Source organism: Chania multitudinisentens RB-25 (genome assembly GCF_000520015.2).
Classification (GTDB): Bacteria; Pseudomonadota; Gammaproteobacteria; order Enterobacterales; family Enterobacteriaceae; genus Chania; species Chania multitudinisentens.
Genome location: NZ_CP007044.2, coordinates 3,096,729 through 3,118,042 on the forward strand (window position 1 = coordinate 3,096,729; position 21,314 = coordinate 3,118,042).

A 21,314-nucleotide genomic window follows, 5' to 3' on the forward strand; every position below is an offset into this window, starting at 1 on the left:
TTTAATGAAGGGAGCAGATTAGCTAACACGTGTACGCTGAACAAGTCCGATCAGCCGTGGTTGAACCAGTTGAGCCAGCGTAATGGCCATGGCCACTGGCGGCGTTCTTGTGGGTTCACTTGCGCAATTCGCTCCTGAATGGCAGCCAATAAACTGGGCTGCTGTGCATCGGAGTATGGGTATCCCGTTAATAATGGCAGGGCTTCTGCAACGCTGTCCACTGCCCACAAATGAAATTGCCCTTCACGCACGGCATCTACCACATCCTGGCGCAGGCAAAGGTTACGCACGTTGCTGGCGGGCAGAATGACACCTTGTTTGCCTGTTAAACCCCGGCGCAGGCAAACTTCGAAGAAACCTTCTATCTTTTCGTTTACTCCGCCGATAGGTTGCACATTGCCAAATTGATCGACAGAACCCGTTACGGCGATCTGCTGAGTGATAGGTTGCTGCGATAGTGCACTGATCAATGCACAAAGTTCGGCTAATGAAGCGCTGTCACCATCCACTTCGCCATAAGATTGTTCGAAGACAATGGAGGCAGAAAAGGGCAGTTGTTGATCAAGCTCCAACTCAGAGATCAGAAAAGCCTGCATAATCATCATGCCTTTGGCATGCAGATTGCCTCCAAGCTCAGCTTTACGCTCAACGTCGGTGAATTCACCATCACCAAGATGTACCACGCAACTGATACGTGAGGGTTCGCCAAAACTGCGTGGATGGCCTGGATAATCCAGGACTGATAACCCGTTGATCTGACCAATGACATCGCCTTCTGTTTCGATCAGGATCTGGCCAAGTTCGATCTCATCCTGCATTCGTTCTGCGAGATAACTTTCACGCCATTCACGGGCATTTAGTGCTGCCTCCAGCGCTTTGGCGGTGATTCTCTCTTCTTCGGTATACAGTGCTGCCTCAGAGAGCTGCTGGCTGGCCCACAGCGGTGACAGTGGCAGATTGCCTTGATCACCGGTATAACGCACGGCTTGAATCATCAGCGGTTGCCAAGCGTCGGCTGCCAATGGTGGCAATTGTTGTTCAGCTATAACCGCGTTGATATAGCTGCACCACTGAGTCATGTCACCCTCTTCAGTGAGTTGAAGGTCGCCTTCATATTCACCGTAGATGGCCAGCTCACTCAATTCGGGTTCAATATCATGGAAATCCGCAAGGGTATGGCGGTCGCCAACAACGATCAAACGTAATTCGAGTGGCATGGGTGGGATGGTAAGCGGCAATGGCCGTGTCTCATCCGGGGTAAACCATTGGAATTGGCGTTGGGTGATCATCTGTTTCAAGCGGAGCCACAGTAAGGGTTGTGCTAACAGTGAACGAGCCGGCAGAATTAGCACACCGCCATTGGCCTGATGAATCAGCCCTGGCTGCAAGGTGATTTCACCATTGTATACTCTAACGCAACCAAACAATTGTTCGGGTTCGACCCATTCCTGATAAACACAGGCTCCACCAGCGGCAAAGGGTTCATCACCGCGGACAGCTGTTTCCACGCTGATTCTGTTGTTCTCAACCACATAATGGCTGCCTTTGGCGGTATTTTGTGGTTGCAACGGCTCTGCGGCTCGGGCAATTAACGCGAGGTATTCACGAGTTTCTTGCGCTTTCAGTAACATAAAACGCGGTTGAGATAATGGATGCAGAAATAGCATCAACGCATTATCCAAACGAGGCTGGATTGCAGAAAAGGCGATAGGGGCCAATTGAGCGGCAGAGTCAAATATCGCCTGATAAGGCGCCGCAGCAGGCAACAGAGATTGCCATTCAAGTCGGTTATTGGTCAAAGTGTTAGATGCAGTCATTAAAAAAGAGAAAGGCTGATTATACAAGAATAACGTCAGCTTGATACAAGCTGATGCCTGGGAGTTTGATATCACACGGCGACTGTGCAAAAAACAGTCTAAAAGAGATTTTAATTGCTGGGGAAAATCTGGGCAAAGCTGTTATGCTTAACTAAGTTACGCGGTCACAGAAGAGTTTATGATGAAATATCAGCAACTGGAAAATCTGGAAAGCGGTTGGAAATGGAAATATCTGGTCAAGAAGCATCGAGAAGGTGAATTGATCACCCATCATATTGAAACCAGCGTTGCTCAAGAAGCGATTGACGAGCTGTTGAAACTGGAAAACGAGCCGGTAAAAGTATTAGTGTGGATCAATGCGCACATGAATCCGGCGTTGGATAACCGGATGAAACAGACGATCCGTGCCCGACGTAAGCGCCATTTTAATTCAGAACATCAACATACGCGCAAAAAATCTATCGATCTGGAGTTTTTAGTCTGGCAACGTTTGGCTGCTCTGGCTCGCAGGCGTGGAGTAACGCTGTCAGAAACTGTGGTTCAGTTAATTGAGGATGCAGAGCGAAAGGAAATATATGCCAGCCAGATGTCATCGCTGAAACAAGATCTGCAAGCCATTTTAGGCAAAGATACTGACTAGAATGTTTTGTATTTGGAAAAGTATCAATAAAAAACCCCGCATAAGCGGGGTTTTTTTATGCAAAATTACTGCTGAGCTACAACTTCTTTGATGCCTGTAACTTCGATCTCTACGCGACGATCTGGAGCCAGACAGGCGATCTGTGCAGGGGTTGCACGGCCAGAACGGTAACCACAGGTATCACCGGTAACTGGGTTAGCTTTACCCATGCCACGTGCGGTGATTTTGTCTGAAGGAATACCTTTAGAAACCAGGTAATCTACAACGCTTTGTGCACGTTGCTCAGACAAACGCATGTTAGATTCAGCAGAACCTACAGCATCAGTGAAACCTACAACAACAACAGAACCGTCTTTTGGATCCAGTGAGCTCAGTTGGCTGTACAGTTCATCCAGAGCTTGCTGACCTTCAGGTTTCAGCGTTGATTTACCGAAGTTGAACAGAACACCAGAAGACAGGGTGAATTTCTTGGTTTCAACAACTGGAGCTGGGGCTGGAGCTGGTGCGATGACTGGAGCAGCAACTTCATCCTGACCAAAGCGGTAAGAAACACCAACGCTCAGCATAGCGTTATCTGGGCGAGCACCAACGGTGCCTTTATCGCCGATATTGTTGGTCCATTGGTAATCCAGACGGGTAGCCCAGTTTGGAGTTACTGCATATTCAAGACCTATAGCTGCCAAAGGAGAAACACCGGTATCATGCTCACTCCGACGGCCATCTAACCCATTGTTGTAGTTAGCTTTGGAGTCAGCACGCCAAACCATACCACCCAGACGGGTATAAATGTCCAGATCGTCAGCAATTGGATAGCTCAGTCTAGTTGCCAACTGAACGCCTTGAGCTTTGAAAGCACCGTTATTAACGTCGCCTTTGTAAGGTATACGACCGAGCCAGTCATATCCCATTTCAAAGCCCAGGTATTGATTCGCTTGATAACCTACAAACGCACCAGTACCTAACTGAGTTCTGTGGGTAGGACCGTTACCGATATTGCTGCCAAAGCCATTACCGTCGAACCCGGTGTCATAATACTTGGACCAACCCAATTTTGCGCCAGTATACCAAGTGTTATCTTTTGGGGCGGCTTGCGCTAGGGTAGCGAAACCTGCCAGTGCCACTGCTAATGCGATAGCTGTCTTTTTCATTTTGCGCCTCGTTATCATCCAAATAGGCAATGAGCCTTAAAGCTGTTTAAGCCCTTGGTTTAAATTCCTTCGCCAAAGTTTGTGCCCTCATTTGTGACTCTGCCAGTTTTTCTGACGTTATAGAGCAACCTTAGCGCTGTAAAGTCTACAACGTGGCGCGAAAGTTACAAGTGTGATGTGATAAAGCTCTAAAAAAAAACATGGAATTAGACATATTCGCTAACATGTTATAGCGAAAAACATAGCTCATTTTGAGTAATTATCGATATGAAACCGCAGCCAACCTTGCTTTGTTCATGGCCCCCTGGGGGTTCGTTCTCCAAGAGCAGAAAAGGTTGGGAAAACTCCTAAATTTACTTAATGATACAAAGAAGAGTGAATTTTTAGCATGGAACAGTGTCTTTGGGTGGCCTCTATGTCCCGTTGTGGGCGCATAATAAACCCATAGGCGTTACCTAATTCTGCTGCCTGGCTCAATTTCAAGCGATCTTCCTCTGTGAGATCGGGTAACCATCCAAGCACTGCACTGTAATTGCCGGTAAGCAACGCTTTTTCCATGGCCTCAACGCTGTTTATCGGGTTGATTTGGCTCAGTTGTATCACTTTATTGACGGGCAGTTGGGCTTGTAATAGCCACTGTTTGTTGAGTTTTTGGTGCGGGCTCAACCACAGCAGCCAGCGCGACTGCATCCCTAGTTGCTGCAACAATGGCACCAACAGCTGAATAATGGCGGGCTGGTGTTCGTTGTAAACAAGTTCACTGATGAGGCCACTTCCCTTAGCGCTGCGAGATGTTTCTATCGCTTCGTTAGTTGCCAAAGAGGTATGGCTAAAATGGGGTTGATAGAGTGATTGAGTACGCATGAAGTCTCCCGCCCGTAGTGTTACTGTATGTATATACAGTATAACTATCCAAATAGAAGATCAACTCAAATTTTCGTGATGCATCGCATATTTGCGATTCTTTTTTATACGCCTTGATTTTGTGATTGGCACCGAAGGGGATAATGCGTATTTTCTCTAATTAGTTGTTCCCGTTACGTTTATTGATGTAACAAATGATTATACCCAAATAGATTTCAAAATGTAGGTAAGCGCAACTGGACGACAAAGCGGGTCAGGAACCAATTTGAACGTTGTCGGCAACGGGCTTGAAGGAGCGAGTCACGAAGACAGCCAGCTACTGGCATTGCGAAAGACGCTGGGTATAGGCCATCACTCACTCAAGGAGGTCTTAATGAAAGGCAGATCCGCAGGAAGGATCGCACAGGCAAAAGTCTGCTTTGCTGCATTGGGGAAAATTACAACACGCTCGCAATTTGGAGGATATGGCTTGTTGGCTGACGGCACTATGTTTGCCGTAATTGCTGAAGGGGAATTGTATTTACGAGCTACCGAAAGCTTGGAACCGGCATTCCGCGGCCGCGGAATGGTGAATATGACCTATTTAAAGCGCGGCACACCAATGACCATGCGCTATTACTGGGTGGATGAAGCTCTCTGGCAAGAGAAGCGGGAATTGTTTGTACTTGCCTGGCAGGCAGTGTGTGAAACACGTAAAGAAATAACGATGAAAACCCATAGCGAGTGCAGGTTGAAAGATTTGCCAAACATTGATGTGACAATGGAGCGTTTGCTGTGGCGAGCCGGCATACAAAACATTTATGAATTGCGTTTGCTGGGGGCGAAACGTTGTTATCTCAGACTGTTGCAACAACAACAAGGCCTTAGCATGAAGGTTCTAATCTCACTAGCAGGAGCAATCGCGGGATATCACTATGCTGCGTTGCCTATAGTACAGAAGGAAGAGTTGACGGAATGGTTCGAAGAAACCATGGCGCTTCCTTGTCTTGAACCGCGCTCAGCGAAAAGATTCAGCCCCCGATCTCTGAACGACTAACCTGTTTTACCGATTTGTGCGTTAAGTACCGTCAGTTCAGGTAGCAACTCAAGCACTAAACCAATTTGTTGCAACACCAGTTGTTCTTCGTTTTCAGGTTCTGGAGTTAACAGCCTAATACGTATGGAAAGTGCTTCCAGAGCTTGCGTGATACGTTGATGATCTTCTGCATCGTGGTGTAATGCGCCATCAACATAGCAGACTGCATCATTCAGCAAGTCCAGAACGGCGGAGTTATTCAGGCGCTTGCGGTGAGCACCTAGCGCTGAAATGTAACTCAGTAATGTGTGATTGAGGCATAAGAAACGGAAAGCAGCATCCTGAATAGCTTTGTTTGTTTTGGGGTCCGCAGACATATTGGAAATTACCGAAGCCAGCTCGGCATCGTTGTTATGTGCATCTCGGCGAGCGGTACGATAAGGCAAACTGTTATCCTTGCCTTGGTGATACTGCACCAGAATAGCGTCCAGATAGCGACAATTGGCATTAAGCGTTTTGCGTACAACGGCAGGTAATTGGCGAAATTTCCAGTCTGGCCAGATGAAACTCACCGCGGCCCAGGCAATAGCACAACCCATCAGGGTATCGTAAACACGTGGTGCAGCGACTTCGAACCCTTCTCCAAGCAGATTAAAACATAGCAGAACCAGCAAGGTGATAAACATGGTGGCGTGAGCATATTGCACGGTACGGAAGGCGAAGAACAAAACACCAGAAATAACGATCAGGATCATCTGCCCTTCAAGGGAAGGTACAAAATACAGGATCGGCAGGCCAAGCAGAATACCGGCCAGAGTCCCAATGATGCGCAGTGCCAGGCGTCGGCGGGTGGCGTTGTAATTTGGTTGGCAGACGAACAGGCTGGTCAGCAGTATCCAGTAACCGTGTTGCATGTTGGTAATCTGGATAAAGGCGTAACCTGCACATAACACAGCCGACATGCGAACGGCATGTCGAAACAAGGCAGATTGTGGCGTCAGGTGGCGGCTGATACGCAAACGAATATCACTCCAGCCGGTAAGCCGATCATCCGCCAGGTTGTTTTCTTCCGTCTGGTTATCAGCCAGAGCCTGTTCTGACTCAATGTTGGCTAGCTGCGCATCAATCGCCCGCAGATTCTTTAACAGATGTGACAGTGCTTGGGTTAGCTCGCGGTTTTCCGCTGTGGTTATCGTCTGGGCTAACGTTTCATCTATTCGAGTAAATGCCAGCTCAAAACGTGAATTATGAAGATATTTCTGGCGTAACAGGATCGATTGAGCCAACTGTTGGCAGGCACGTGCCTGCATGGTCAGCAGGCGCTGAAAACGGAACAGTATATCGCTGTGGCGGAATTGCTCGCTGAGTGCTTGATATTGCACATGAGATGAACTGGCACGTTCATGGATATCCTGCGCCACGAAATAATAGTGCAGAGTCCTGCGGGTGCCACGCTGCCCGCGATCGCCTTTTAGGCGAGTGAGCAAAGAAGTTTTGGTTTGGTTGAGGGTAGCAACCAGCGTGCTGTTAGCCATCGCCACATCCATCCAGGGGAAATCTGCGTTGTGTTCGGCATCGGGATCAAACAACATGGCTTTGGCATCCAGATAGTGTGCCAATTGCTCGTAGCAGCGGGCAAGATTTTCCTGTAATGGCTTGATAGGAAAAAGCAAATGACCGATCAGCGTCAGTAGGTTGTACCAGATAGCGCCGATAATCAGCAGCGTGGGCTGCTGATACCAAGTGGTATACATTGAGGTGCCAAGCATGGTGTAGACAGCAATCAGCAATGCACCAAAAGCGATAGTGGCATAACGTTGCCCTAATGCACCCAGCAGAATAAATGTACAGGTTGAGGTGGTCAGCCCGAAGGCAAAGAGCCAAGGGTAAGGGAAAAGTAATTCAATTGAGGCTGAAGCAAGAAAAAAGCAAACCAACGTAATCAATAAATTGCGTAACCTGCCGGCCAGCCTGTCGTCCAAATCAGTTAACGCAGCGGCAACAACGCCAAGTGTTAACGGGATGGTCAGTGTTGGCACCCCCAACCACCAAGGCATGGCTGAAGCCCCCGCCAGCGCAATAAAGATCCGCAGGTTGTAAAGCAGGTTACTGTTATAGGTATAACGCCGAATTGCCAGTGCAAAAGAGAGCACAAAAAACTCCTTAATCGGAGAAGAATTAATGCCTTTGGTACTGTCGCCGGGCATTTTCTGCCCGTGCCAATTGTGCCATTTCAACAGAAACCACGCGTTGCCCAATCGGCCACAGTGCGATGGCTGCAATCTTGAAATTAGTAATGCCAACCGGGATACCAATAATAGTAATACATTGTGCAATGCCGGCAGCGATGTGTGACAGGCATAACCACCAGCCAAACAGTATCAGCCAGACGATATTCAGTAATGAGCCGCTGGCGGAAAGCAACGCGTTGCTTTTGTCTGGGTTTAACTCATCGACATGAATGGCTTCATTACCGAACGGGAGGAAAGATAATTTGGTGATTTCCCAGCAGGAACGAGTCAGTGGCAGGGTGAAAATCAGCACTATGCTGAAAAACGTGGCAATCAGCCAAGCGAGGGTGGTAAAGAAACCACCTAACACGAAATTCAGAACATTCAATACAGTACGCATAGGCGTCATTCTGCTCTAATGTTGGATAAGCCGCAGGGCGGATGCGTTTACCATCATAACGCAAAAACCGGCAATGCTGTAGAACGGGTAGATTCAGCGCTAGAGTGTTACTGACCATCGCAGGTAAACTGGCGATATTAATCTCAACAGAGTTATAGCGCGGGCATATGGAACTTAAAGCGACATCCCTGGGTAAACACCTGGCGCAGCATCCTTACAATCGCGTGCGGCTGTTGCATGCCGGTGTTAAGGTGAGTGGTGAGAAGCATGAATACCTAATCCCTTTCAATCAGTTAATCCAGGTTCGCTGTAAACGGGGTATCGTCTGGGGGGAGCTGGAGTTCGAACTGCCTGATGAAAAAGTTGTTCGCCTGCATGGTACTGAATGGCAGGAAACACAGCGTTTTTACCATTATCTGCTGCAATCCTGGCAACAGTGGAGCGCTGAAATGAGTGAGGTCAGCGCGGGGGTATTGCAAGAGCAGGTTGCGCATATTCGTGTGATTGAAGGCCAGGATAAATGGTTTAAACGTTCTGACCTGAGCCAACTGCAACAACAAATCCACCAGGCTTTCGGGGCATTGCCGCTGCCTGTTGCGCGGCTGAATGAGTTTGAGCATTGCCGAGAGGATTACCATTTATGCCTGCAATGGTTACAACACGGGCAACGCAGCGTCGCACAGCGTAACCAGCAGTGGGTTGAGCGTATGCTGGAAAGTTATCATGATTTTTTCCAAAATATCGAAGCTTCTCCATTGAATACTTCGCAAAGCCGGGCGGTGGTAAACGGTGAGGAGACAGTGTTGGTGCTGGCGGGAGCGGGGAGCGGTAAAACGTCGGTATTGGTCGCACGGGCTGGGTGGTTGCTGCGCCGCCAAGAGGCTGAACCTGGGCAGATCCTGTTGCTGGCCTTTGGCCGTAACGCAGCGGCAGAAATGAATGAACGCATTCAGGAACGTTTAGGAAAGGTAGCCATTCAGGCTAAGACATTCCACGCGTTGGCATTACAGGTGATTCAGGAAGGGGGCCGCAAGGAGCCTGTTATCAGTCAGTTGGAAACAGACAGCAAAGCACGGCGAGCGCTGTTGATCAACCATTGGCAGCAACAATGTAGCGAGAAAAAAGCGCAGGCCAAGGGTTGGCGCCAATGGTTGAGTGAAGAGTTGGAATGGGAAGTTCCCGACGGGGATTTCTGGCATAACAAACATCTGGCGGAACGTTTGGCCGGGCGTCTTGAGCGTTGGCTGGGTTTGATGCGCACCTATGGCGGCAGTCAGGCGGCTATGATCGAACTGGCCGATGAAGAGGTTCGCGATTTGTTCGCTAAGCGCGTCCGATTAATGGCACCGTTGCTGAAAGCCTGGAAAGCCGCGTTAAAGGAAGAAGGGGCGGTAGATTTTGCCGGATTGATTCATCAGGCAGTCAACCTTCTGGATAAAGGGCGTTTTATCAGCCCGTGGAAACATATTCTGGTGGATGAGTTCCAGGATATCTCGCCACAGCGTGCACAATTACTGGCGGCACTGCGCAGGCAGAATAAACAGAGCTGCCTGTTCGCTGTTGGTGATGATTGGCAGGCTATTTACCGCTTTAGTGGTGCAGAGCTGGCGTTGACAACCGCATTTGCAGCAAATTTTGGTGAGGGTGCGCAATGTGCATTGGATACCACCTACCGTTTCAATGATCGTATTGGAGAAGTGGCGAACAGTTTTATTCAGCAGAATCCACATCAACTGAAAAAACCGCTAAACAGCTTAACGAAAGGCCATAAAAAGTCGGTTGTTATTTTGCCACAGGAACAGTTGGAAGCATTGCTGGATAAAATAAGTGGTTACGCGCAACCAGAAGAACGTATTTTGGTGCTGGCGCGTTACCACCACTTGAAGCCGAGTGCGTTGTCAAAGGCGGCAACGCGTTGGCCGAAGCTGAATATTGAGTTTATGACCATACATGCCAGCAAGGGGCAGCAGGCAGACTATGTGATTATTGCCGGGTTGCACGATGGCAATGATGGATTCCCAGCGATCGCCCGTGAGTCGGTGCTTGAAGACGTGCTATTACCGCCGCCGGAAGATTTTCCAGACGCTGAGGAACGGCGGTTGCTGTATGTCGCGCTCACGCGTGCCAAACACCAGGTTTGGCTCTTACAGGATCGTGAATCGCCATCGATATTCGTTGAACAGTTGCAGGATCTTGGTGTGCCGTCACAGAAAAAACCCTAAAACGGGGGTTTTGGCGATGTTAGGCTGTGTCCCTTAATTGCACGTGAGCGCCGCTGGTGGTCATTTGAGTGCGGGGTCAGACACAAGCCGTGAGGAACTAAGCGGCGGATAACGCAGCAGTGCGCTCAAATGGCCCCAACCGCAGGGGCGCGTCTCAAACTCACCCTCTGCGTTGCCGGGTTTGAACATCGGCCAGCTCAGTCCCCCGCCTTGATGCAGGGCTTTTGGGTCTGCGACGGTATCACGGTCAATTAAGGGACACCGCTTAGGCTTCAATGGCTATTTCAGGCGTTCTTCGAGATATTTTTGATAGTCGGGGATGGTGATTTCAACTTCACGTTTGAATAACGAAGAATCTATCAGGAAATCTGCGGTGGAACGGTTGGTTGCCACAGGGATATTCCAAACAGTCGCCAGGCGCAGTAGGGCTTTTACATCGGGGTCGTGTGGTACAGCGTTGAGAGGGTCCCAGAAAAAGATCAGCATATCGATCTTGCCTTCGGAGATGAGTGCGCCGACCTGTTGATCGCCCCCCATTGGGCCGCTTAGCATGCTTTGCACCGGAATACCGCTGGCGCGCTGAATCAGATTACCGGTAGTGCCTGTGGCATACAGTTGATGTTGTGCAAGCGTTGCCTTGTGGTCTTCAACCCATTTCAGCAAAGCTTGTTTACGGTGATCGTGCGCAACTAGCGCTATATGCTTACGTGCGGCGATAGTGCGGGTGGTTTGTTCCATATCAGTATCCTTGGCAAATCAAATGATTTACAACAGATTACTGAAACAGTTTTTCACTGCCTAGCGTTAACACCAGAAAATGCGAAGAAAACACGCCTTTGAACGGTAAAGACGTGAATGGCCCTTAGTGGAGAGGGTGTTGATTGGCCCAGCCAATGAAACGTTTTTGTGTTTCTTTATCTGCTTGCAGGAACCAATATTGCAGCATCTGCTCTGATACGGTTCCCTCTTTCAGGGTAATCACTTTCTGATTTGCCTTATTGGTGCGCAGTGGGTCGGCGATGGTGGTAGCCCGCAGATGTGCCAAGGCTGGCACAGACGCTGGGTGGCCTTTGCCATTATAATCAGCCAGGACTTTTTCCAGACTCACGTCTGTTGGCAGCGTATGTAACGGTAACACATCGCGTTTTACCGGGAGAACTTTGCCGTTCTTATCAATAATTCTATAATTCAATGTAGTTTCAAAATGCCTGCTTTCGCGTTCATTGTCGATATTGGGGAGTTCAATACTTACGGCACTGATATTGTGACTATTGAAGACCGCAATCAAGGGGGAAGAGGTATACAGCACTTGGATTTGTGCATTTTTGCGCATGGTTTTAGTCACTTGGAACAATAATTGATGCTGCCCGTTATCCAGTTCCAGGCTATCTGCACCTTTCAACAACGAACCTGTCATTCTCTTACCATCGACTGCCAGCAAATCGATGTCTGGGGAAAGTTTCAGAGTCGTAGCGGTGGCCGATACACTCATTGAGAAACAGAGTAGCCCCGCAACCACCAGACCAAATTTCATTGTTGTTTCCTTCTTCTGGGGCATGGTTATAGGCGTTGAGTACGGTCAGGTTAGGTTAGCGTTTTTCAATATTACGCATTAATTTACATTTGTACACCTTTATAAATATTTTGAAATAAAAATACCGACCATATTGCAATCGTGGGTTGAAGCTTAGGTGAGTTACAAAAAAATGCTTAATGAAACTGGCATATTCCCAACAAAATATTAGGAGAAGATGATGCAAGATCAAGATATTGCAGAGGTATTAAAGCGCGTAAAAACCATTGCATTGGTTGGCGCCAGTGACAATCCTGGCCGGCCCAGCCACGGCGTTATGGCTTACTTGCAGGCGCAAGGGTATCAGGTGACCCCCGTCAGCCCGAAACTGGCAGGGCAAACGCTGCTCGGGCAAAAGGTTTACGCCAAACTGGAAGATATTCCTTATCCTGTCGATATGGTCGATGTTTTCCGCAATGCTGAAGCTGCCTATGGAGTAGCACAGGAAGCGATTGCTATCGGTACCAAAGTACTCTGGTTGCAGATAGGGGTGATCAACGAACAAGCTGCGGTGTTGGCTGGAGATGCGGGGATAAAAGTGATCATGGATCGTTGCCCAAAAATAGAGATCCCGCGTCTGGGGCTTGAACGTTGAAGAAGCAAAAGTTAGGGCTTAGCGTTTGCTAAGCCCCAATGCAAGTTTCTCAGGCCTTAACGCTTAGTTGCGCAAGCGTGGCGCTTGTAACTGATGGCGGATGGATTCGGCCAATTCATCAAGTGATGGTTGTTCCGGGTGGGCATCCTGTTCTTCACCTGCCAATTGCACTTCGGCCAGATAGGTATGAACTGGTTGACCTTCTTCATCTTCCATCACTACGTGATACCAAGGGGCAAGGCGCAGCTCATCGTTTGCTGCGATCTCGTCAGCTTTGGGCTGTTCCAAAGAATACTCGGGATCGATATCTATAACGACACCCAAATATCCCAACAGCTTATGACGAACCTGTTGTCCGATACCGAATTTGCTGGCAATCATGATGACCTCCTGAGAAACAGTGCTTTACTTTCCTATATGGGGGCAAAGCAGCGTATTTCAAGTTATATCACCCGACACGAAAATCTTTTTAACCTCCCATTCTGGGTAAATCACGTAGGAGGGTAGGCGGCAGCTTGTCGGCACTGTTCTATAAATTGTATATCACGCCAGGGAATTACAACGGTATCAGTCAACATTTTTTGGAAAAATAGATTGGCAGCGGTAAGCATAAGAGAAACGGATTAAAATATCGTCTTGGCTCAATAAATGCGGCGCTAACATATTGATATTTTAGTAGCTGCTGGTGAAAAACGGTTGTTTTCAACATATTTTGACAACAGCATGAAGGGGATGGCCAAATTGAGCGCTTTACGTACAATAACTGCGTGGAAATTATCTGAAGATACATCGATAAGGAGCCGATCATGACACAAGTTTGTATTGCTGCATATGTGTATGGTGTGGTGCAAGGCGTGGGGTTTCGCTATAACACACAGCATAAAGCAACCGCATTAGGGTTGATCGGTTACGCCCGTAATCTGGACGATGGGAGCGTAGAGGTTGTCGCTTGCGGTGAGCCGCAGAGTGTTGAGCACCTGGTAGAATGGCTGAAAAGCGGTGGCCCACGTGGTGCCCGCGTTGAACGAGTGCTGGTGGAACCGCAAGGCGTGACGGATTACAAAGGATTCAGCATCCGCTACTAGAAGCCGCCGTCAGATGCATTTGACCGGTTTTGGTAGGCCAGCAATTTTTGTCGCCTGTTTTGCTGGGCCTTTCGGGAACAAACGATAAAGATAACGGCTGTTGCCTTTTTCTTCGCCGTATTTTTGCGCCATGGCTTTTACCAGCATACGTATCGCAGGTGAAGTATTAAATTCTTGGTAGAAATGGCGAACAAAAAGCACGACTTCCCAGTGTGCTTCAGTAAGCACGATATCTTCTTGTTCTGCCAGCAATGCCGCTAACCCTGCTTGCCAGTCGGCACTGTTTTTCAAGTAGCCCTGTGCGTCAGTTTCAATGACCTGGCCTTCAAACTCCAACATATTGCCTCGGTAATGGATTATTTATAGCGGGTATCAAGTCTAGCAAATTTTTGTCTTGGCAAAAATAAAGCCCTGCTGACGCAGGGCTTGGAAGTGAGCTAAACGGTATATCAGTTACTGCGAGCAAAACCCAGAATGCTTAACAGGCTGATAAACATGTTGTATAGCGATACATACAGGCTAACGGTTGCACGGATGTAGTTTGTCTCCCCACCGTGGATGATGTTGCTGGTTTCCCACAACATGGCACCCGCAGAAAACAGGATGAACAGTGCGCTAATAGCCAGGTGCAGAGCAGGGATCTGTAGGAACAGATTGGCAATAACGGCGACTAACAGCACCACGAAACCGGCCATCAACATGCCAGAAAGGAATGACATATCTTTGCGGGTTGTCAGAACATAGGCTGAACAGCAGAAAAACACCGCTGCGGTGCCACCTAGTGCCAGCATGATCAGATCGCCAGCACCTGCATTAAGGAAAGAACTCAGGATTGGGCCAAGGGCATAGCCCATAAAACCAGTGAATGCGAAAGCAGCAAGAATACCTGCCGGGCTATTTGCCAGTTTGTGGGTCAGGAACATCAAGCCATAAAAACCGACCAACATTAATAGCAACCCAGGAGCAGGTAAGCCCAGCATGGTGCTGGCGGTTGCCGTCAATGCGGAAAAAGCCAGCGTTAGAGACAATAGAAAATAAGTGTTGCGCAGTACTTTGTGCGTACTTAACAACGAATCATGCGAGGAGGATGAGACGACAATGCGGTCCATAATGATCTCTCTTATCAGGTCATCACAAAAATGATCACGATAATAAGCAGAGTAAACGTTTGATTAAAGGTTGTTTACTCATCTTTACGGTGGGTGATTACTACGGCTGTTGTAAAGGGTCAATTGATGGTTTATTCAGCATACAGTGACTGGGCGTTTGTTTTTCGTTCGATTGAGTGATTCCTGGCTTTACAAGCAGATCGGCTATGTTTATAGTTCGCTCCATTACGGAGGGGTGGCCGAGTGGCTGAAGGCAACGGTCTTGAAAACCGTCGACGGGCAACCGTTCCAGAGTTCGAATCTCTGCTCCTCCGCCATTCATTCTTAAAGACTGTTTTATAACGGTTTTTATCTTGAAATCCTCTGTTGTTACACACAGGTGTAACACAGGGGATTTTTCGTATGTGTACTCATCTGACAAAACGCGGCTCACACTACTACTTCCGTCGTCGCATTCCTTTAGCGTTAATCCCCCATTTCCAACGTGCCGAAATCGTCAAGGCTCTAGGTACGTCTAATCGCTCCGAAGCAGAAAGGTTGGCCTGGTTGGAAGGTTGCCGCTGGGACAACGAATTTGCTTGTCTGCAAGGTGAGGCTATCCAGGCCACGGGGCCAAAACTCACAGATCTCTACCAGCAGTGGCTATCCAGCGGTGAAAAAGCCCCGAAAACACGTAACCTTTACCTGAGGGCACTGGAGTGATTCGCCGCTATCGTTGGCAAAGAGCATGTATCCGTCATCGGTAGAACGGAATGCAGGGCTTTCAGGGACGCTCTGAAGGAGCAGGATTTAAGTATCGGAACGGTAAACAGCTACTTGGCCTCGTTGAGCAGCCTGTTTACCTTGGCGATTGATAATGACCTGCTGGAACGTAACTCGGTAGAGGGACTCAGCCTGAAAGAAGATAAGAGGGCCAAAGAGAAGCAGCTACCGTTTGACGAGGCGTCACTCAAAAAAGTCTTCACCTCCCCGGTGTTCAACGGCGATAGACCGAAGGCAGGGGCTGGAGAGGCATCCTACAGGCTGCCACTGTTAGCACTCTATACCGGTGCCCGTTTGGAAGAGATCGGCCAGCTACACCCGTCTGACGTTCATCAGGAGAGCTATCAGGGTGGAACTGCTTGGGTGATAGAAATAAATGACCGGCAGGAGGGGCAGCATCTCAAGAATGCAGGTAGCCGCCGCCGGATACCGTTACATCCAGAACTGATCAAGCTCGGTTTCATCGATTTTGCCAATAAGCAGAAGGGTGATCGTATCTTCTACCAGCTAAAAGCTGACGTATTCGGCACCCTGACAGGTAACTGGTCAAAGTGGTTTGGTCGCTACCTTCGTAATGTCTGTGGCGTTACCGATAAACGGATGGTGTTCCATTCGTTCCGTCACACGTTCAAGGACATGTGCCGATTGGCCGGTATCGATGAGGCTGTACATGATTCCCTTATCGGCCATTCTTCAAGCTCTGTTTCTCGTAACTACGGTGGTTTAAATTACCCGCTGGGGCCGCTTGTTGAGGCGGTGGAACGTTTGAATTTTTCTGGAATGGGCTTTTATGGACGATGAAGACTATATACATGATTTAGTATGGGATAGAGAAGAATTGTATAAAGAAAGTTTAGAAGATGAGTTTTTCTATTACCTAAATCAGATAGAGAATAAAAGTAAGCGTCCGGCGAACTCGCGTTGTGTTATTAAAGTAGTGTAATAAACTGGTGGATATTAGCTGAAGCTGTTTTCGGCGTAGGGTAATAGCTCGCTGAGCCTATTGCTGGGCCAAGTCGGCAAGCGGGTCAGCACATCGCGCAACCAGACGTAAGGGTCGTGACCGTTGAGTTTGGCGGTTTCCAGCAGACTCAGGATAGCCGCCATCCGTTGCCCAGCACGCAACGACCCGGCAAAGAGCCAGTTTTTGCGGCCTATGGCCACCGGACGGAGGCAGTTTTCAGTGCGATTATTGTCGATGGGTACGCGGCCATCGTCCAGGTAACACAGCAACGCAGGCCAACGTTTCAGGGTATAGTCCAGCGCCTTGCGCAGCCCGGAGTTGGGTGCCGAGTGTGTCTGTTGCAACAACAGCCATTGATGGAAGGTCTCCAGCCGGGGTTTGGCGTATCGCCGTCGCCATTGGCGTTTCTTATACGCCGACCGAGGTTTGATTTTACGCTCAAGCTTATAAAGCTCACGGATTGTATCCAGCGCAACCTTGGCCACCGGGCTTTTGTTGGCAGTAAACAGTTCGAAGAACTTGCGCCGGGCGTGCGCCCAACATCCAGCCTCAAGTGCCTGGCCGCTGTCGAACAACGCCTGGTAACCGGCATAACCGTCCACCACCAGGGTACCGCGCCAACCCTCAAGCACATCGCGGGCATACTGACCACTGCGCCCCGGCTGGCAATCATAAAGCACTATCGACCGGTCAGCCCCCAGCGCGGTGATATAAGCCCACAGATAACCGCGTTGGGTTTTGCCCTTGCCGGGGTCGAGGATGGAGAGCGGGGTTTCGTCGGCCTGCAGGACCGGGTGTTGCAACAGGTCCTGATGCAGCGCCTGGGCCAACGGTTTCAGGGCAGCACCCACGGCACCGAACCAACCCGCCAAGGTACTGCGAGGCAGGTCGACACCGCTACGTTGATATATCACTTGCTGACGGTAGAGCGGCAGGTGGTCAAGACTTTTGGCACACACCACCTGCGCCAGCAGACCCGGACCGGGCAGACCTTTTTCAATCAGCTGTGCCGGTAGCGGCTCGCTGACGACTGTTTCACAGTGTGCACAACTGAACTGCGGGCGGACATGGCGATGCACGATGAAGCGAGCCGGAACATATTCCAGCCGTTCGCTGATTTCATCACGAATGAAGCGCAGGGGGTAACCACAGTCTGGGCAGCTATCAGACGCCGGCGCCAGACGAACCTCTTCCCGGGGCAGTTCACGCGGCAGAGGTTGGCGCTTGGGTACCTGCGGTTTGGGTGTTTTCGGCTCGGGTAACAGAGTCGCCAGTTGCTGCTCGATATCGGCGGCATCGGCCTCGATATCTTCGTCGAACAACCCGCGCTGTTCGCCCTGGAAGGCTTCGCTTTTACGCCCGAAGCGCCACTGACGGGCGTTTTTCAGTGCGTCTTCCAGTTGCTGGATATAGCACGTTTGTGTCTGGTTTCGCTGCGTCTGCTGTTCAAGGTCTGCGAGTAATTTCAACGCCAGAGTGCGCAGTTCGTCGGGGTCTTTTGAGGTCAGCAAGGCATCGATATTCATGCGAACACTTTATCAACATGGCACCATATTGTCATTGATAATCAATGTATTAATCACTATTTTTCGTTATTTCCAGCCGGTTAAATCCAGACCATCCACCCGCTGCCAGTCAATGCCTTTCATCAACCAGTCGACCTGCTCGGGTGACAGCAGCCAGGCGACATCACCTTGTCGGGGCCAGACAAAATGGCCTTGATGAAGACGACGCAGACACAGCCAGACGCCGTGCTTGTCCCAGCGCAGGACTTTGATGCGCGAGCGTGCCTTGTTGCAAAAGACAAAAGCAGCTTCCCCTTGCCAGGGTTGGTGCAGGTGGTCGGTAATGTATTGCGTCAGGGTATCAATGCCCCGGCGCATATCGACGGGCTCCCGTGCCAGCCAGATGTGGTGCGGTGTTAACATAGGGACAGGGCCTGCATCACCGCCCGCAATTGCGTCGGAAGACACCTGACCGAACAGCCATTGGGGAGGTTGAGCGTTACCGTGTCAGCATCATTATTCCCGGGCATCACTCGGTGCGCAGGAATAAAGGCAGCGGGAACGCTCACGGTAGCGTCATCACGATGATGCTTTAGCCAGTAATAAAAGGTGGCTGGGTTCAGGTCATGCTGTCGGCAATAGTGTTTTTTAGACAATCCGCTCTGTTGCCAGGTGTCGAGATGTTGTTGCCGTTCACTGTGAGAATACCGTTTTGCCATATTTCCCCTCCGATTCGTTGTCTTGAATGAAGGCAGCATGTGGCAACAGAGTTTTGCTAGCAATATGAGATCACCGGACGCTTACGAATAAAACAGAGAGTATTCTAGATAATGAGCTTTTTTCTGTAAAAATTATAGATGGAGGGGTTGTGTACAAAAATATCAGTGAGATTGAAGCGGAAGAAACCATGAGAGAGATAATTCGTGGTGGCAAAATCCCGAAAGAATCGGCTGAAAATATTATTAAGGTTATAGTGAATTATTTAGACAATGACTGGGAAATGCCGAAGGAAATGAGGGAGTACTTGTCTAGTCGATTTAAAAAAGCAGTAAAGGAGGATGGGGAAAATTTACAATCATTATTTCATCTGAGAGTGAGCCCTAAAGATGAAGAGAAAGATAAACTTAAGGATATGGTTGCAGATTATATAGCTTTTAGATATCTGTTAAAGAGTAAGTTGAAGACAGATGTCAACAAATCTTACTGTAAATTGTAGTGGTCAAGAACCTGTCCGAGCCTGTCCGTAATTCTGTGTAACTGCCCGCCTATTAAAGATGATCGTTTAGACGGTCACCGAGCTCGATAATAAAACGACTCATCGCCAACCGCCAGTTCTGGATCGGCATAGTCCATTTTTTCGATGCCGCCTCGATCGCCAGATAAATCACTTTTCTCACCGAGTCGTCTGTCGGGAACACTTTACGTTTCTTAATCGCCTGCCGGATAACGCTGTTTAGCGATTCGATGGCGTTGGTCGTGTATATGGCCTTGCGGATATCTGCTGGATAACCAAAGAACGTGTTGAGATTTTCCCAGTGTGTACGCCAGCCTTTGCTGATTTGCGGGTATTTTTCATCCCAGACGCCTGCGAACTTGTCCAATGCCATCAGGGCCGCTTCCTCTGTCGGGGCTTGGTACACCGTTTTCAACCCGCTGGTGACTGCTTTGTAGTCTTTCCACGACACGTATTTCAGGTTGTTACGTACCATGTGGATAACACACAGCTGGATGTGCGTTTGTGGATAGACGCTGTTTATCGCATCGGGGAAGCCTTTCAGGCCATCTACGCAGGCAATCAGGATGTCTTGAAGACCCCGATTTTTCAGTTCAGTTAACACGCCCAACCAGAATTTGGCCCCTTCATTTTCTGCCAGCCACATGCCCAGAAGTTCTTTCTGCCCCTCGGTGTTGATGCCCAAGGCAAGGAACACGGCTTTGTTGATGACGCTACCATTTTGACGCACCTTCACCACAATAAAATCAAAATAAACAATGGGATACAGTGAGTCCAGTGGCCGATTTTGCCACTCAGTGACCAGCTCTTTAACGGCATCGGTGACTTTGGATATCAGCGTGGGTGACACGTCGGCATCGTACATTTCTTTGAACGTGGCAACGATTTCTCTCGTGGTCATCCCTTTGGCTGTAGTGGTCAACTAATTTTGTCACAGGGCAACCGATGGCGGATACTGAAATAGCCCTTTAGCTTTCTGCTACTGTTGGTCGGCAACGTTTGCAGCAGTAGGGAAGGACGGCTTGGCTAAGCCCTGAAGTTTCGGTACAGGATGAACGCCACGCGCTGGGTTGTTCATTCCTGATAATGGAGCCTCAGTGGATGCTTTGACCCCCTGGCTGTTAAAGTCTGTCACAATGTTGCCAGAAACAAGGGCACTCCGATCTCGCTTGGCGCTAAAACTTCACTGGATCCCATAAAACTGCTTTGGGTGCTAACCTACTTTTCTAAGTAATTTTTCTTATGATTTTGAGTGAGATTCACCACTAATTCGTGATTATAACCGTTTATATTGCATTTCAACCTTTGGTCGCGTTGTTGAGTTATCCGTTATCCAGCCCGGTAAGTTGTTACTACTCCTTATTATTATAACTGCTACTACCTACAACCATAGTGTTCAAACGCTGGTGCATTTTGTCCATGGGCGTCAATCACCGGGTTTCAAGCTGAGCGAGATATAGGGTAAACAGGAAATGATTCGTTTTGAGAATATAACTAAGACATACCAGCAAGGTGCCAATATAACTTGTGCGTTGCAAAACGTCAGCGCGACGATTGATAGCGGCTCGGTAGTGGCATTGTGTGGCCCTTCAGGGAGTGGGAAAAGCACACTGTTAAATATTTGTGGGCTATTAGACACGGGTTATCAAGGTGCAGTATTTATTCAGGGGCAGGAAATAGCTAAACGGAGCTCAGTAACCACCCAGGTACGTCGCGACAAACTGGGATTTATCTTTCAGCACTATAACCTCATTCCTGTGATGACGGCTTACGAAAACGTTGAATATCCGCTGTTGCTGAACAATGTGCCAGCTAAAGAACGGCGTAGTGTAACGCTGGCGATACTAGAGGCGGTTGGTCTGGGTGAACAGATCCATAAACGCCCCACGCAATTATCGGGCGGGCAGCAACAACGCGTTGCTGTTGCCCGCGCGCTGGTAAAAAAGCCCCAATTGGTGATTGCGGATGAACCCACCGCCAATCTGGATACTCAGAATGCCAATCTGGTGATTGATTTAATGAGGGAGTTGGGGCATCAGAGCCAAACGACCTTTTTGATTGCTACCCATGATGAACGAATGACCCGGCGTTGTGACCGTATCATTCGCCTGCAGGATGGCAGCCTGTTAGCAGAACAATAAGGGATTGAG

At 49.0% G+C, this 21,314-nt stretch carries 23 protein-coding genes, 1 tRNA gene and 1 pseudogene; 11 read left to right on the forward strand and 14 right to left on the reverse strand.

The annotated features are described in order from the left end of the window. Nucleotides 1-50: 50 nt before the first annotated feature. Nucleotides 51-1,799 carry an AAA family ATPase gene (locus Z042_RS13495; RefSeq protein ID WP_024913561.1) on the reverse strand — a complete coding sequence of 583 codons (1,749 nt, stop codon included), beginning with the start codon at nt 1,797-1,799 and terminating at the stop codon, nt 51-53. Nucleotides 1,800-1,998: 199 nt separating this feature from the next. Between Z042_RS13495 and matP the strand changes: the two genes are divergently transcribed. Further along, entirely contained in the window at nt 1,999-2,457 is a 459-nt protein-coding gene (matP, locus tag Z042_RS13500) for a macrodomain Ter protein MatP (protein ID WP_024913560.1), read from the forward strand. 65 nt (nt 2,458-2,522) lie between these two features. On the opposite strand, the gene ompA is transcribed toward matP, so the two are convergent. Further along, nucleotides 2,523-3,605: a porin OmpA gene (gene ompA, locus Z042_RS13505; RefSeq protein ID WP_024913559.1), complete on the reverse strand. Its 1,083-nt coding sequence runs from the start codon at nt 3,603-3,605 to the stop codon at nt 2,523-2,525. A 357-nt stretch (nt 3,606-3,962) separates the two neighbouring features. After that, nucleotides 3,963-4,469, reverse strand: coding sequence for an SOS-induced cell division inhibitor SulA (gene sulA, locus Z042_RS13510; RefSeq protein ID WP_024913558.1), 507 nt, complete (start codon nt 4,467-4,469; stop codon nt 3,963-3,965). Nucleotides 4,470-4,842: 373 nt separating this feature from the next. Here sulA and Z042_RS13515 point away from each other — a divergent pair, with 373 nt between their 5' ends. Continuing rightward, the gene (locus Z042_RS13515; protein ID WP_024913557.1) at nt 4,843-5,505 is read left to right on the forward strand and encodes a TfoX/Sxy family DNA transformation protein; all 663 of its coding nucleotides are present in this window, start codon (nt 4,843-4,845) and stop codon (nt 5,503-5,505) included. Here the strand turns inward: Z042_RS13515 and yccS are convergent. Then, entirely contained in the window at nt 5,502-7,637 is a 2,136-nt protein-coding gene (gene yccS / locus Z042_RS13520; protein ID WP_024913556.1) for a YccS family putative transporter, read from the reverse strand. The genes Z042_RS13515 and yccS overlap by 4 nt on opposite strands. Before the next feature lie 25 nt (nt 7,638-7,662). After that, the gene (locus Z042_RS13525) at nt 7,663-8,115 is read right to left on the reverse strand and encodes a YccF domain-containing protein (RefSeq protein ID WP_024913555.1); all 453 of its coding nucleotides are present in this window, start codon (nt 8,113-8,115) and stop codon (nt 7,663-7,665) included. A gap of 167 nt (nt 8,116-8,282) precedes the next feature. Here Z042_RS13525 and helD point away from each other — a divergent pair, with 167 nt between their 5' ends. Further along, nucleotides 8,283-10,337 (forward strand): DNA helicase IV, encoded by a 2,055-nt coding sequence (gene helD / locus Z042_RS13530; RefSeq protein WP_024913554.1) that lies wholly within the window; start codon nt 8,283-8,285, stop codon nt 10,335-10,337. A 279-nt stretch (nt 10,338-10,616) separates the two neighbouring features. Here the strand turns inward: helD and Z042_RS13535 are convergent, their stop codons facing one another. Both Z042_RS13535 and Z042_RS13540 read right to left on the reverse strand, forming a co-directional pair. Then, complete coding sequence (locus tag Z042_RS13535; RefSeq protein ID WP_024913553.1) at nt 10,617-11,075, reverse strand: methylglyoxal synthase; 459 nt, start codon at nt 11,073-11,075, stop codon at nt 10,617-10,619. Nucleotides 11,076-11,199: 124 nt separating this feature from the next. Further along, on the reverse strand, nt 11,200-11,871 hold the full coding sequence (locus Z042_RS13540; protein WP_024913552.1) for a DUF2057 family protein: 672 nt from the start codon (nt 11,869-11,871) through the stop codon (nt 11,200-11,202). Between the two features lie 220 nt (nt 11,872-12,091). On the opposite strand from Z042_RS13540, the gene Z042_RS13545 reads away from it, so the two are divergent. Beyond that, nucleotides 12,092-12,505: a CoA-binding protein gene (locus Z042_RS13545; protein ID WP_024913551.1), complete on the forward strand. Its 414-nt coding sequence runs from the start codon at nt 12,092-12,094 to the stop codon at nt 12,503-12,505. Nucleotides 12,506-12,568: 63 nt separating this feature from the next. Here the strand turns inward: Z042_RS13545 and hspQ are convergent, their stop codons facing one another. Further along, complete coding sequence (gene hspQ, locus Z042_RS13550; RefSeq protein ID WP_024913550.1) at nt 12,569-12,886, reverse strand: heat shock protein HspQ; 318 nt, start codon at nt 12,884-12,886, stop codon at nt 12,569-12,571. A 425-nt stretch (nt 12,887-13,311) separates the two neighbouring features. Between hspQ and yccX the strand changes: the two genes are divergently transcribed. Continuing rightward, nucleotides 13,312-13,590, forward strand: coding sequence for an acylphosphatase (yccX, locus tag Z042_RS13555; RefSeq protein ID WP_024913549.1), 279 nt, complete (start codon nt 13,312-13,314; stop codon nt 13,588-13,590). 9 nt (nt 13,591-13,599) lie between these two features. Here yccX and tusE read toward each other — a convergent pair whose 3' ends face one another. Together tusE and yccA are read right to left on the reverse strand one after the other, a co-directional pair. Further along, the gene (gene tusE / locus Z042_RS13560) at nt 13,600-13,929 is read right to left on the reverse strand and encodes a sulfurtransferase TusE (RefSeq protein WP_024913548.1); all 330 of its coding nucleotides are present in this window, start codon (nt 13,927-13,929) and stop codon (nt 13,600-13,602) included. A 110-nt stretch (nt 13,930-14,039) separates the two neighbouring features. Continuing rightward, nucleotides 14,040-14,699: an FtsH protease modulator YccA gene (yccA, locus tag Z042_RS13565; protein ID WP_024913547.1), complete on the reverse strand. Its 660-nt coding sequence runs from the start codon at nt 14,697-14,699 to the stop codon at nt 14,040-14,042. A 229-nt stretch (nt 14,700-14,928) separates the two neighbouring features. Here yccA and Z042_RS13570 point away from each other — a divergent pair. The 4 genes from Z042_RS13570 (at nt 14,929) to Z042_RS26020 (ending at nt 16,404) form a co-directional block, all read left to right on the forward strand. Then, nucleotides 14,929-15,016, forward strand: a tRNA-Ser gene (locus Z042_RS13570). Between the two features lie 85 nt (nt 15,017-15,101). Then, the gene (locus Z042_RS13575; protein WP_024913546.1) at nt 15,102-15,401 is read left to right on the forward strand and encodes a DUF6538 domain-containing protein; all 300 of its coding nucleotides are present in this window, start codon (nt 15,102-15,104) and stop codon (nt 15,399-15,401) included. 141 nt (nt 15,402-15,542) lie between these two features. Then, a complete protein-coding gene (locus tag Z042_RS13580; protein WP_162149752.1) occupies nt 15,543-16,262 on the forward strand; it encodes a site-specific integrase in 720 nt (239 codons plus the stop codon). After that, entirely contained in the window at nt 16,252-16,404 is a 153-nt protein-coding gene (locus Z042_RS26020) for a hypothetical protein (protein WP_154666961.1), read from the forward strand. Before Z042_RS13580 ends, Z042_RS26020 begins: the two co-directional genes overlap by 11 nt. Nucleotides 16,405-16,418: 14 nt before the next feature. Here Z042_RS26020 and tnpC read toward each other — a convergent pair whose 3' ends face one another. The 3 genes from tnpC to tnpA form a co-directional block, all read right to left on the reverse strand. Beyond that, the gene (tnpC, locus tag Z042_RS13585; RefSeq protein ID WP_024914512.1) at nt 16,419-17,951 is read right to left on the reverse strand and encodes an IS66 family transposase; all 1,533 of its coding nucleotides are present in this window, start codon (nt 17,949-17,951) and stop codon (nt 16,419-16,421) included. A 66-nt stretch (nt 17,952-18,017) separates the two neighbouring features. Continuing rightward, complete coding sequence (gene tnpB, locus Z042_RS13590; protein WP_024914513.1) at nt 18,018-18,353, reverse strand: IS66 family insertion sequence element accessory protein TnpB; 336 nt, start codon at nt 18,351-18,353, stop codon at nt 18,018-18,020. Then, nucleotides 18,347-18,649 (reverse strand): IS66 family insertion sequence element accessory protein TnpA, encoded by a 303-nt coding sequence (gene tnpA / locus Z042_RS25085; protein ID WP_071882818.1) that lies wholly within the window; start codon nt 18,647-18,649, stop codon nt 18,347-18,349. Before tnpA ends, tnpB begins: the two co-directional genes overlap by 7 nt. A 149-nt stretch (nt 18,650-18,798) precedes the next feature. Between tnpA and Z042_RS13595 the strand changes: the two genes are divergently transcribed. Next, nucleotides 18,799-19,146, forward strand: a complete 348-nt coding sequence (locus Z042_RS13595; protein ID WP_025297160.1) for a hypothetical protein — start codon at nt 18,799-18,801, stop codon at nt 19,144-19,146. A gap of 52 nt (nt 19,147-19,198) precedes the next feature. Here the strand turns inward: Z042_RS13595 and Z042_RS13600 are convergent. Continuing rightward, a pseudogene (locus Z042_RS13600) lies at nt 19,199-20,086 on the reverse strand (IS256 family transposase); the annotation flags it as partial. A 550-nt stretch (nt 20,087-20,636) separates the two neighbouring features. On the opposite strand from Z042_RS13600, the gene Z042_RS13605 reads away from it, so the two are divergent. Then, the gene (locus Z042_RS13605; protein WP_037407286.1) at nt 20,637-21,305 is read left to right on the forward strand and encodes an ABC transporter ATP-binding protein; all 669 of its coding nucleotides are present in this window, start codon (nt 20,637-20,639) and stop codon (nt 21,303-21,305) included. Nucleotides 21,306-21,314: the final 9 nt, after the last annotated feature.